Origin of the sequence: Klebsiella terrigena, assembly GCF_012029655.1 — a bacterium.
Taxonomy (GTDB): Bacteria; Pseudomonadota; Gammaproteobacteria; order Enterobacterales; family Enterobacteriaceae; genus Klebsiella; species Klebsiella terrigena.
On record NZ_CP050508.1, the window covers coordinates 4,526,032 to 4,538,672 of the forward strand.

Sequence of the window (12,641 nt, forward strand, 5' to 3'; positions counted from 1 at the left end):
ACTGGACTCAACCGGAATCAAGTTACAGTTGGGGGCATAAGTGGGGGCATTCTATGTTCGGTCCAGGGAGATGCCCCCAATGAAGCTAAATGCACGACAGGTAGACGCTGCTAAACCCAGAGAGAAAGCCTACAAGCTGGCAGATGGTGCTGGTTTGTATCTTGAGGTTGTGCCCTCTGGTTCTCGATACTGGCGAATGAAATATCGCTTCAATGGAAAAGAGAAGCGTATGGCTTTTGGTGTTTATCCAGCAGTGTCTCTCGCACAAGCGAGGGCGCTACGTGATGAAGCCAAGAAAAAACTGGCCGAGGGTATCGATCCATCGTTTGCCAAGAAAGAAGAAAAGCTGGTTCGAGATGTGCAGCTCAATAATACGTTTCAGGCAGTGGCGCTTGAATGGCACGGAACGAAGGTGAGCCGGTGGTCAGAAGGCTATGCCTCGGACATTATCGAAGCCTTCAATAAAGATATTTTCCCCTATATTGGCCAACAGCCGGTGAATGAAATCAAACCGCTGGTTCTGCTTAATGTGCTGCGTCGAATGGAAAGCCGTGGCGCGACAGAGAAGGCCAAGAAGGTACGCCAGCGCTGCAGCGAAGTCTTTCGTTACGCCATAGTTACCGGTCGTGCGGAATACAATCCTGCTGCGGATCTTACCAGCGCGATGTCAGGGCATGAATCGAAGCATTACCCCTTCCTGACTGTTGAAGAGTTACCAGACTTCTTTAAAGCCCTATCCAGCTATACAGGAAGCCCGCTAGTTGTTCTTGCCGCTCGGTTGCTGATCCTTACGGGAGTTCGCACCGGCGAGCTTCGAGGTGCTTTCTGGAGTGAGTTTGATCTTGAAAAAGCGGTGTGGGAAATACCTGCAGAGCGCATGAAGATGAAACGGCCTCACCTGGTGCCCCTCTCTACCCAAGCACTAGAGATCGTACAGCAGCTCAAAGTGATGTCTGGGCAATATCCTCTGGTGTTTCCTGGGAGGAATGATCCCCGCAAAACGATGAGCGAAGCGAGTATAAATCAGGTGTTCAAGCGGATTGGATATACGGGGAAGGTAACGGGGCATGGTTTCCGACACACGATGAGTACGATTTTGCATGAGGAAGGGTTCAATACAGCGTGGATTGAAACCCAGCTGGCTCACGTTGATAAGAATGCGATTCGTGGGACGTATAACCATGCGTTGTATTTGGAAGGCAGGAGAGAGATGATGCAGTGGTATGCTGATAATACTGACAGAATTGGAAACCATGATCTCATTGGACTGACAAACTCTCGTCTGGTGAAAGGAAAGTAGACCGTTAATGTACGAAATATGCTGTCACCGTAGTGATTAAGCCGAGAAATCGCTAGTAGGGATGGGCATTGTTAACCTTAAGCATGGCTGATACCATAGCAGTACTCTTTAGCTTAGGCTCAATTCATCGGGCTAGTCGGGCGTTTAGCCAGACTCAAACTTATTGAACGTCATTTTGGTTGCGAAAGTCTCGCAACCAGAGCTCGTTCCTCACTCAGGTTGCGAGACTTTCGCTTCCTTCAGTAAAGAGTACTCACATGCCCCGTTCAGGGGCATGTATATAGGCGTAGGCTAATGAAAAAAATAACAAATTTTTTTGTAACGTCGCCATTCGTTGATGCTTGGCTCCAAACCACTGTGCCATCCGTTGGCGAATTAAGCACGGAACAAAGAGTTGCATGCATCGGACATAACCTTGCTTTAATCACGCGATCTGGTCCAAAAATGTACAAAGTCTACAGTATTCCGAAGCGAAATGGTGGGAAGCGAGTAATAGCCCACCCCGCCGCGATGCTGAAAGCCTTCCAAAGAGACCTGAATCTACATCTTGTTAGCTTGTTACCCGTGCATAATGCAGCGACTGCTTATAGGGTATCTTCGAGTGTAAAAACGAATGCAAAGGCCCACGCCAGCAATCCATATTTATTAAAAATGGATTTGTATAATTTTTTCAATAGTATAGATGTTGATATTTTTGTTGCAGAGTTACGGAGGCATCGAATCACACTGGCAGTGAAAGAGCTATCATTTATTCGGCAGTGTACATTCTGGAGTCCTAGTAAAACCAGCACTGGTCGTCTTATTCTTAGCGTAGGGGCACCCACTTCGCCCTTAATTTCCAATTTTGTCATGTATGAATTTGATAATATTATACATAAAATCTGTGAATCATTATCCGTTACCTATACGCGTTATGCTGATGACCTATTTTTCTCGACAAATGTACAGGATGTTTTGTTCAAAATACCAGATCTTGTGACTTATGTTTTGACAAATACCTATAATGGTAAATTTTCAACAAACCAGACAAAAACTCGATTTTCATCTAAGGCACATAATAGGCATGTTACCGGCGTGACAATCACTAATGAAGGAAGATTGTCTTTAGGTCGACAGCGTAAGCGAATGATTTCTGCTTTAATTCATCAGCATTGCTTAAAGAAAATAAATCTTGTTGAAACAAAGAAATTACAGGGATTGCTTTCTTGGGCATCAAATATTGAACCTACGTTTGTCATCAGTATGCGGAAAAAGTATTCCGATAAAGTTATCCAATCTATTATATCAGGAAATTGGAACGATGACTGAGAACAAAAAAAATAAGATTACACGAACTGCATCAGAAAAATTGGCCGGATCTGAAAGAGGAAATTTAGGCGATCAATATGAAGTTGCTGAGTGGTATGGCAGCGGGCGTTATTCTGTAGAACAGAATGAAAATAAAAAGAAACAACTGTTAGCTAATATAGTTAATCAGTTGGGTAACAGAAGACCGCACTTCAGTAATGTTGATGTTATTAACTTTAGAGGTATCCGTAAACTTCGCAGTCGTATAAAACTTGACCCTAATCTGAATGTTTTCGTTGGTGTAAACGGAAGTGGGAAAACGACCATCTTAGATGGCATGGTGAAAATGGCATCTTGGATCGTCAATGGCATCCGAACAGGTGGTGCCGGTAAGCACATAGAAACTAGTGAGATTAACAATCACCCTACTTCAAGAACATGTGAAATAAGTTCGACACTTTATCTTGATGATAATACAGATTTCTGCATCAAGCTTAATAAAAGCAAAAATAGTGTTGAAAATCAACGCAGTGAACTAGCAGCGTTTCGCAACCTTGCGCTAATGTATCAGTACGTAGATAGCGTGGCAACAGAAACTACCTGCCTACCTTTATTTGCTTATTATTCGGTTTCACGCTCTCAAGAAATAAAAAATGAGCAGTATGATAGTAGTGAACTAACTACATTCAATAAATTAGATGCTTATAATAAATGCTTTGATGAGTATCGAAGCTTTAAAGATTTTATCGATTGGCTCGTTATCCATGATGCCAGTACTGGTTCGAAAAAAAATGATGATTTAATTCTTCTTAATGAACACAAAGCTGTATATGACAATACACTTAAAATTTATGAGTTACTCCCTGAATCATTAAAAAATGAGTCTGAGTTGAGTAACAAGCTAAAAAAAGAGCTTGACACGCAGGCTAGAGAAATTCAACGTCTTAATTCTAAAGTTATTTATTCTGATCCTGAATCCGTTCGTATAGTAAAACATGCAATTAGTTGTTTCTTGGATATAGATAATATTAGATTAGATGTAAGTTCTGAGTCTGTGCGATTGATGCTGGATAAAAATGGTATTTCTATTTCAGCCTCTGCTTTATCTCAAGGGGAAAAAGCACTTTTCTCTCTGGTGAGTGACATTAGTCGTAGACTTGTATTACTCAACCCACAGAAAGGAGTTGATGCGCTAAAAGGATATGGGGTTGTATTTGTGGATGAAATAGAATTACATCTTCACCCTAAATGGCAGCAGCAGGTTGTTTTTAAACTACGTGATGTATTTCCCGGATTACAATTAATTTTGACTACTCATAGTCCACAAGTTGTAACCACTGTACCTCCTGAATGTATCAAAATTCTCAAGACGGATACTTCTGGACTATTAAGCGTCACTGAACCTGAGTTCTCTCTCGGAGCTGAAGCGAAACAGGTGCTTGAAGAAATATTTGCGGTAAACTCACGGCCAGATGAAGCTACTCAAGTTAAGAATCTGGAACGCTATAAGGAATTAGTCCAAGAAGATAAATGGGATACTGAAGAAGCAATAACACTGTGGGGAGACGTAGAAAAATGGGGGCGTAATTGGGATCCCATTATTAGACAATTGCAGATGGATGTTCGTTTGCGTAAATACAGAAGAGATAATAATAAATGAAAATAATCCTTAAGGGTAATGAACCAGATGAGCTACTAGAGTATAAAAGTATTTATCCTGATGATGATTGGAAAAATGGTTTCACACGCAATGCTGGCGCAGAAGCTAATCGAAAGGTAAAACATGCTCTAATTACTGATCAAGGGGGGATCTGTGTCTATTGCGAAATTGATTTAAAAGATGCTGGTGGGCGTGCTCTTAACGATTTTAGGGTTGAACATTTTTATCCGGAGAACCCAGAACCAGGTGAAAAGCGAAACGACAATATTAATTACTCACTTTTCTGGCCAAATCTCTTAGGTTGCTGTACCGGTGGTAATGCTCGATATGTGGTAGATGCGCATAGGCGCTACACTAACCCTGTTTTTTGTTGCGATGTAGATAAATCTAATCATGACTGGACTCAGCTTATTTTAAATCCGATTGATGATATTCCAGCCTTCCCTGCATTATTTTCTTTTGATTTCGCAAATGGGAATATTATGGTGTCGGAGCTATGTCCTGCTGAATTAAGATCTAAAGCTGAACAGTCTATTGATTTATTGAAATTGAATACACCAAAACTTCAAGAGTTCAGGGTTGAAGTTATAACAATATTAACTGAACAGCTATTCCCTGATGGTGATACTGCAATTAATGATGTGGAAATTCAACAACGGATGCAAACATTGGCTCATGCTTATCTTATCCGCGACACTAACAATATGTTGCAACCTTTCTTTACTACTGTTCGTGCATTTCTTGGTACGGCAGCAGAAACTGTTTTGATGCAATATAACTTTAAGGGCTAATACACTTAATACAAACAGTCTCCGAGCTTAGATAAGGCTATTATTGTTCTATCCCTGAATATTATCAGTGTTCGATATAGGATAAGCTTGGTAAAATCACTGCCATACCTTGAATAATTAAGAAAGTTGAATCAACGATATGAGTATGATCGTATTAACTGAATGACGATGGTTATACCTAATTATTTGGTAATGGGAGTCAAGAATAACTCCCATATGATAAATAACTTAATGTAGGTCACATATAAGTCGTAATTCGTATTATAATAAATGAGAAATATGCTGTATTTCCCATTCATTTAACTCATTTTTTATTTTATCTAGTTCCAGATTTTGCAATTTTCGCTCTGTATGAAATTTTCTAATCTTAATGGCTGTTTCCCTAGGAACACCTCTATCACTTAGATATCGAGATATCTCGCTGTACAGACCTAATTCTATTTGCGAGATGATGCTGCTGCTATCACATATGTCAGCAACAGGTTTCAGTAACATAGGCAATCCGAAGCTTACATGTTTCGTTAATTTATCAATTTCTTTATCTAGACTTTCATGCAATTCATTGTTGTAAGTTGGGAATCTACTCTCCAATATTTCACTCAATGAATTCTCTCGTACCCATCCTTCAGCACTTTTTGCTATTCCGAATAAAAATTTATCATCATGAATTTGGCCAATGTATCTTTCGAAGTAATAATTGAAACGGTCTCTCATTATTTTTAACCATGACAAGAAAATATTACACAGATCGACCTTAAATATAGCGGATGGAATATAAACATTAGTTTTTTTAATGAATAGATATAATTCATTTAAATCAAATGGATCCCAGTATCTATTTTGCAAAATAATTTCTCGAGGTACAGAAATATTCCCAAGACCTGAGATGATTTTTTTAACATATGAATCGTCTAAAAATATACCGACGTTATTTAATCTTGATAAGGCATCAGACCCATGCCTGAAACACATTTGGCGGATATATGTAATAATGCTCTTAGAGTTATTTGTAGATACTAAAGAGGAATTATCTAATTTCTCATTAATGTAATCAATATCTCTCAAGTACAAATCATGATAGCCTGTCTTGATTTCTTTATATTCATTTGAGAATAATGTCTCATTTTCTTCTCTATGCGATTCAAATGAGTTTTCATCTAAGACAATTGTTCTGCCGACAAAATCTGTAAGTAACCGACCAGCTCTTCCTCTTAGGTTTGCAAATTCATAGGGGGATAACTTCGCGGAAGTTTCTCCTTTTCGCACAAATAAATTAGGGTTTCTTATGATTATATTTTTCGCTGGTAGATTTACACCTTGCATTAATGTTGTAGTGCAAAAGAGATTTTTTATGTAGCACTTTGACACAGCATGTTCAATACTTTTACGGACGTGCATTGGAATTCTACTAGTGTGGTAGGCTATACCATAGCTAACAAACTCTGCAAGTTCATAGTGCTTATGAACGGAATTTTTAAGATATGATGAAAGACTTTCTAACTTAGTAGTGGAAATTAGAGGGGAAACTTCGCAGTATTCTTTTGCCGATTTTCGAGCTTGCCTTGTTGTTGGTGAGAAGATTATATTGCTATCATCATTTAGTTTTTTTAGTATACCATGTAAATAAGAATTAAATGCTGAATTGTATTGCGATGCTCCCATGCCTTTTATTAAGTTTATATTATTTATTGGAAGCGAAATAGGCCGTAATGAAAATGGTGAGTACTGATTGATGTAATATATATCGCTTTCTTGTGATACAGAGTATGTGAGACTTAATACTGGGGGCACATCTGTTTTTTTCTCTTCAGATATTTCACCAAAGATATCAAAACTCAAACCACCAATGTTTTTCAAGCGTGGGCCACTGAGAATTATCTTTTCAACTTGTATATCAGTTCTTACATCCATTAAGACATCATAGAGGATTTTCGCTCTGTCATTATTATCGTTGTCTGCACGTTCTATATTCTGAATTTCATCAACTATTAACAAGTCTAAGCTGTCAATATTTTTTTGTGAAAAAACAGATATTGCCCTTTCTTGCGTTAACACATAGACAAAGTTTTCTCTTCCTTCCTCAAATGAATTTAGTATATCAATTTTTTTAATTTTATGGATTTTGAAGAGATTGGAAAGATCTGTAGTAACTTGGCTTATTAAACTTAAAGTAGGTACAACATAAACAATTTTTGTTGCACCTTTTCCTAATAATTGAATTGTCTTTAAGTACAACAAAAATGATTTACCTGCCGATGTTGGAGCGGAAATACCAATTATTTTGTTATTATCTATCGCGTCCCAAAGATCATGCTGGAATTCTGTTAGGATATAATCATTGCCATTAATTGTTATTTTGTTTTTTAATTCATCTGCAACAATTTTTAATTTATCAAAGTAACTTCCATAATAGGAGTAAATACCATGATTTTTTAATGACTCATCCATCATTTTATTGCTGGGTGAAAACCCAATGTAAGATAGTGTTGGGGATATGATCTGTCTTAAAGTATCTTTATCCTCCTCATGGCAATGCGTCCAAATTAAAGAGACAGTTATCATTGCTAGCTGTCTATTATCATCGTCGATAGCACTGTTTGCAATTCTGTTCAAAAATCTCAGTGCACTTAGTAATAGCTCTCTATCTAATTTCTTCCTCTCGCCATCTATTAAATTTAGGCGAATTGCGAAATCCCTTAATTCGAAAGATAATAAATTCATAATTACAGACTTATCATTCATAACTTATCCTTCGAAATTGCTTAATAGATTAGATAACGACCATGATGGGAAAACGATGTAATGTATTCTGCTAATGTATGCAATGTTAAAGTTAGAATATAAGTTTTTATTTACGTTATTCCATCTATCCGTTACACATTCCTCAATTTTTTTTCTTATCTCTGGTGCGCTAGGTGCCGTTGTGTTTTTATTTTCTTCATAGACAATCAGACAAACAAGTTCAAAAACGGGGTCTTTTAATTTTCCTTTTAATAAATTGTCTGCAATAGATTGTAACTCTGGCTCTATAAAATCATCATATCTATAAAGCAATAATTCATTTTCTATGTTCTGAATTGAATTCAATATGCTGTTTACAGATGAAGTAAGTGCCTCGTTAAATTTATACTTTGATTCATAACATTTTGACTCCCCCAAAAAAAATATTTGATTACTGCCATTGTCAAGATAGTGTATAGCATCAGCGCCGTGCCGTTCTAATCCTGGATTTGTCGTTATTGGCATTTTTCTCAATAGCGGAGCTGCTTTAAAAAAGTGTTGTATAAAATTAAATAATAAGAGTTCACCATACTGTCCTTGTGGGCAGCCTTTTCTAAATTTCAGTGTCATTACTTCATGAAGATAGCTTATTGCATTTTGGGCGTCTTGGTTCCTCGATTCCAACTCTTTGTTTAGAATTGTACTGTACCTTTTTTTTGAATATACCCAGCTTGATGCCGTACTTTTTAATTCTCGAATAAATGAATCTCTTCGCTCACTCAAATCCAAATAATTGATGGCTACGCCACGATGCGATTTTGCCGCCGGATTTTGAATTGTTTGTTGAAACCAATGCAAATGGTTCATGAGATCATCTGTATTGGATAAATTTACAGTAGTGGTCATATCATAGTCCCTTACGGAGATAATTCCTTGAAATTAATACCTTATAAAGAGCATGTAAATAGCTGTGGCGCATTTTTATTCAGTAACTCGTTACAAAAAAGATACCAATCTCATCGTGTTGCTCATAGTTTATGATGTACTTACTTTAAGATTTAGATTTTGTTCATATTAGATTTTCCATATGTGATATTATTTATTTGGTAATGTTGATTATAAATAACTGATTGAAAAGGAATAAAAAATGACATTGTTCTCCTTACAGCTCTTCAAAAACCTCTCCGATGAAACTCGTCTAGGGATCGTACTGCTCCTCAGAGAGATGGGAGAACTGTGCGTGTGTGACCTTTGCACTGCGCTAGAACAGTCACAGCCCAAGATCTCCCGCCACCTGGCAATGCTCCGGGAAAGTGGTCTATTGCTGGATCGCAAACAGGGCAAGTGGGTTCACTACCGCTTATCCCCGCATATTCCTTCTTGGGCCGCTCAGGTGATTGAGCAGGCCTGGTTAAGCCAACAGGACGACGTACAGGCCATCGCCCGTAAGCTGGCATCGGCAAACTGCTCTGGTAGCGGTAAGGCTGTTTGTATCTAAAAAATTTGCCTGGACATATATGATTTTTCGAATGCGATGTGTTTGGAATGAAAACGTTAACGGTGTTTGACCCGGCGATGTGCTACAGTACCGGCGTATGTGGCTCAGATGTCGATCAGGTTCTGGTTGATTTCTCTATTGATGTGCAGTGGCTGAAAGGACGTGGCGTAAGTAATATTGTTCTTAGCCGATCACGGCTGTGAGGGGATGGAGATCTGCGAAGATTTCCACGATACGTGAAGAATTTGATGAGATTAACGACTCGATGAAAGTCTCATCGAGTCGCATGAAAAACAAGGTGGGGGCACAAAAGGGGGCATTTATAAAAATAAAACAACAAAATAGTTATATTTATCAAAGTATATATGTGTTGTGTTATGTTCCTATTATCCCTCAAATAGTTACAGAAAACACTCTCCTTAAAAGCCTCGTCGGGGTTACGCCAGGGTTACTTTTTCCCCCGCAACCAACGCACTTAAGCTCACTGTTCTTACCGCTGAACCAGGGCATCAAACTGTCATACACAGTTCAGGATAGAAGCCCCCACGCTGAGTGACCTGCCCCCAGGATTAGATACAACCGAGACCCTCTAATGTCATCTGGACAGCTTCATCAAGAGGGGTATGAGGCTCGGCACCTAAAAAATTGACGAGTTTCGAATTGTCCAGGCGGACCGATTGGCGCCACAGGTACCGCATCTCCAAAAGTTCGCGTAAGGTTGGGTTGAAAGGTGCTGCCATGTACATGAACCACCAAGGAAATGATTGTATTTTGGCAACACCTCCATAGTTTGCGGTGGTGCGCTGAATCGCTCTTGCCATCTCTCTGCCATCGGGATCCCAATGACCTTGCATATGGAAGCGCGCAAAGGGATCAAGTTCCTTGCGTCGAGCTAGCAACGCAGCAATAGTTTCTGCTATATCAGGTAAATAAGCCCACTGATGACCTGTTTCAGGTGAACCGGGGTTGGTAATTACACCTGGCAGCTTGCCGGGCTTGATCAAACCCTGAGAAAACCAGTTATTGCAGGCGTGTGGACCGAAAAAGTCCCCCGCGCGGACAATTAATACCCGTCCGCCACGCTGTGTATAGGCCTCAAGTTCTTTCTCCATTTGTACCCTGATCGCCCCTTTCTTTGTGACCGGCATCTGCTGAGCATCCTCTCGCAGTAGCGGAAAGGCATCAGGACCATAGTTGTAAACGGTACCAGGAAGAACGATTAAGGCGCCATTTCGTTCTGCTGCGCCGATCGTGTTGCGCAGCATAGGCAATACAAGATGCTTCCAGTTTCGGTAGCCAGGCGGATTGACAGCGTGAACGATCACGCTACAGTCTGTTGCCGCAGCGGCGACTTGCTCTGCGTCGAGCGCATCGCCCCCTATCCACTGGATGTCACCATTTTGTTCGCTTCCATGAAGTCCTCGCTTTAGCGCACGTACGTCCCATTTTTCCCGAATGAGTCGGCGAGCAGTTTCACCACCAATACCGCCGGTTGCCCCAAGTATTAAGACCTTCCCTCTGGTTTCCATAGTGTTTGCCTCTTTGCTGATTTGAGATTGACAGCGTACGTACAGGCAGAGATAAATGGAATTGCATATCATAATAGAGCGGCTATACAAATTTGTATGAATACATCTATTCCATGGGAGTGGTACCGGACATTTTTGGCTGTGCTAAGGGAAGGGTCGCTTTCTGGCGCATCGCGTATGCTTTCTATTACGCAACCAACGGCAGGGCGACACATCGCTGCACTGGAGTCTGCCCTTGACCAGGTGCTGTTCACGCGTTCGCAAACTGGTTTGCTGGCGACTGATACTGCTCTGGCACTGAGGGTTCACGCAGAAGCGATGGAGAGCACGGCTAATACGCTGGAGCGCACGGCCGCTAACTTTAGTCATAACAGCACGTCCATTCGTGGGGTAGTACGTGTCTCCGCCAGTGACATCATCGGCGTTGAAGTACTGCCGCCACTCATTGCCCGGCTCAGGGAGTCGCACCCGCAAATAACTATTGAATTAGTTCTCTCCAACCGGGTTCAGGATTTATTGCATAGGGAAGCAGATATAGCTGTGCGCATGACGACGCCAGTACAGGAGCAGCTTATTGCACGGTGCGTTGGCAGTATTGAACTCGGTCTACATGCATCTACTTCCTATCTCGCACGGCATGGCACTCCAGAAAGTACCGAAGATCTGCTGAAGCATGCACTGGTTGGTTTCGATCAGAATACGCCGTTCATCCGTAAGGTATTGAAAAAATACCCTCAGTTAAACCGAGAGTCCTTTTCCATGCGCACCGACAGCGACGTGGCTCAGCTGAATCTTATTCGCGCCGGTGCTGGCATTGGCATATGTCAGGTTCAGCTTGCAAATGGATATCGTCCACTACAGAGGTTACTTCCAGATTTCTTTTCTTTAAATCTTGATACATGGCTCGTCATGCATGAAGACCTGCGCAATAGTCGCTGCTGCAAATTGGTTTTCGATACTCTGACAAAGGGATTAGAGGAATATATCGGCCAGATCCAGAGACAGTGAATCGCCACGGGGAAAATTGTCACTTGAACGTTGCCTGTCGACTCCCACGTTTTCTCAGACAAGGCGTCTGCTTTTAGCCTACAGCAGAGCTAGCAGGCTTGCTGTCTGTCTGCTTCGTGCCAGAAGCGGAAGCCAGTAGAGAGCCCTACATGTTACTGATATGATCATAAAATAGATAAAAGAGGTGATGCATGGGTACTGACACGATAGTTACGCTGTTTAGATACAAGCGCTGGATAGATATTGAAACTCTACAAGCGATTAAAAGAATTGATGCGTCTGCTAATGCAGAAAAACGCCATCTGACGCTCAGATTGATGAATCACATACATGTGGTTGATATGATCTTCAGAGCTAACATTACCGGTCAGAAGCATTCCTATACTGCACTGAACACACCAGAAACCCCTTCTGCTGATGAACTTCTGATAAAGATGACGGAATGTACAGACTGGTATATTCAACATCTCAATTCTATGTCCCCCACTGACCTTGCTGAAACAATTAAATTCCAATTTGTCGATGGCGGACCTGGTGAGATGAAGGCGGTCGATATGCTCAATCATGTGCTATTTCACGGGACATACCATCGCGGCGCTGTAGGTTGGCTACTTTCAGAAAGTGGTGTCACCCCACCCAAGGACGTCCTGACTGTTTTTCTCAGAGATCATAACCACGAATAAACGAGTGACAGGGTCATGTAAATTTAAAAACCCATTGGCCCTTTAAGCAACAACTTAAGTGCATAAATGAATGGCAAGGAGTGCCCGCTTCTCGCGGTGAGTTCAACGGGTCGATGCAACGCTATTCTTAATCAAAGAGATGCTCCCATTGCAGGCGTTGTTGC

General features: G+C 40.8%; 10 protein-coding genes and 1 pseudogene. 8 read left to right on the forward strand and 3 right to left on the reverse strand.

Features of this window, described 5'->3' with window-relative positions:
* Positions 1-79: 79 nt before the first annotated feature.
* The 4 genes from HCK03_RS21240 to ptuB all read left to right on the forward strand — a co-directional run bounded on the left by HCK03_RS21240 (position 80) and on the right by ptuB (position 5,038).
* Complete coding sequence (locus tag HCK03_RS21240; RefSeq protein WP_167692149.1) at positions 80-1,300, forward strand: tyrosine-type recombinase/integrase; 1,221 nt, start codon at positions 80-82, stop codon at positions 1,298-1,300.
* Positions 1,301-1,594: 294 nt separating this feature from the next.
* Positions 1,595-2,608, forward strand: a complete 1,014-nt coding sequence (locus tag HCK03_RS21245) for a retron St85 family RNA-directed DNA polymerase (RefSeq protein WP_167692150.1) — start codon at positions 1,595-1,597, stop codon at positions 2,606-2,608.
* Complete coding sequence (gene ptuA / locus HCK03_RS21250) at positions 2,601-4,247, forward strand: retron Ec78 anti-phage system effector ATPase PtuA (RefSeq protein ID WP_167692151.1); 1,647 nt, start codon at positions 2,601-2,603, stop codon at positions 4,245-4,247. The genes HCK03_RS21245 and ptuA overlap by 8 nt, the downstream gene beginning before the upstream one ends.
* Positions 4,244-5,038 carry a retron Ec78 anti-phage system effector HNH endonuclease PtuB gene (gene ptuB / locus HCK03_RS21255; RefSeq protein WP_167692152.1) on the forward strand — a complete coding sequence of 265 codons (795 nt, stop codon included), beginning with the start codon at positions 4,244-4,246 and terminating at the stop codon, positions 5,036-5,038. Before ptuA ends, ptuB begins: the two co-directional genes overlap by 4 nt.
* Positions 5,039-5,299: 261 nt before the next feature.
* Here ptuB and HCK03_RS21260 read toward each other — a convergent pair whose 3' ends face one another.
* Complete coding sequence (locus HCK03_RS21260; RefSeq protein WP_167692153.1) at positions 5,300-7,780, reverse strand: DEAD/DEAH box helicase; 2,481 nt, start codon at positions 7,778-7,780, stop codon at positions 5,300-5,302.
* A gap of 3 nt (positions 7,781-7,783) precedes the next feature.
* The gene (locus HCK03_RS21265; protein WP_167692154.1) at positions 7,784-8,665 is read right to left on the reverse strand and encodes a HamA C-terminal domain-containing protein; all 882 of its coding nucleotides are present in this window, start codon (positions 8,663-8,665) and stop codon (positions 7,784-7,786) included.
* Positions 8,666-8,906: 241 nt separating this feature from the next.
* On the opposite strand from HCK03_RS21265, the gene arsR reads away from it, so the two are divergent.
* Positions 8,907-9,257, forward strand: coding sequence for an As(III)-sensing metalloregulatory transcriptional repressor ArsR (gene arsR, locus HCK03_RS21270; protein WP_131010185.1), 351 nt, complete (start codon positions 8,907-8,909; stop codon positions 9,255-9,257).
* Between the two features lie 47 nt (positions 9,258-9,304).
* Positions 9,305-9,427: pseudogene (locus HCK03_RS21275) on the forward strand (arsenic metallochaperone ArsD family protein); the annotation flags it as partial.
* Positions 9,428-9,826: 399 nt separating this feature from the next.
* Here HCK03_RS21275 and HCK03_RS21280 read toward each other — a convergent pair.
* Entirely contained in the window at positions 9,827-10,786 is a 960-nt protein-coding gene (locus tag HCK03_RS21280; protein ID WP_167692155.1) for an NAD-dependent epimerase/dehydratase family protein, read from the reverse strand.
* Between the two features lie 96 nt (positions 10,787-10,882).
* Between HCK03_RS21280 and HCK03_RS21285 the strand changes: the two genes are divergently transcribed.
* Positions 10,883-11,794, forward strand: coding sequence for a LysR family transcriptional regulator (locus HCK03_RS21285; protein WP_134528398.1), 912 nt, complete (start codon positions 10,883-10,885; stop codon positions 11,792-11,794).
* 191 nt (positions 11,795-11,985) lie between these two features.
* Positions 11,986-12,477: a DinB family protein gene (locus HCK03_RS21290; RefSeq protein WP_134525291.1), complete on the forward strand. Its 492-nt coding sequence runs from the start codon at positions 11,986-11,988 to the stop codon at positions 12,475-12,477.
* Positions 12,478-12,641: the final 164 nt, after the last annotated feature.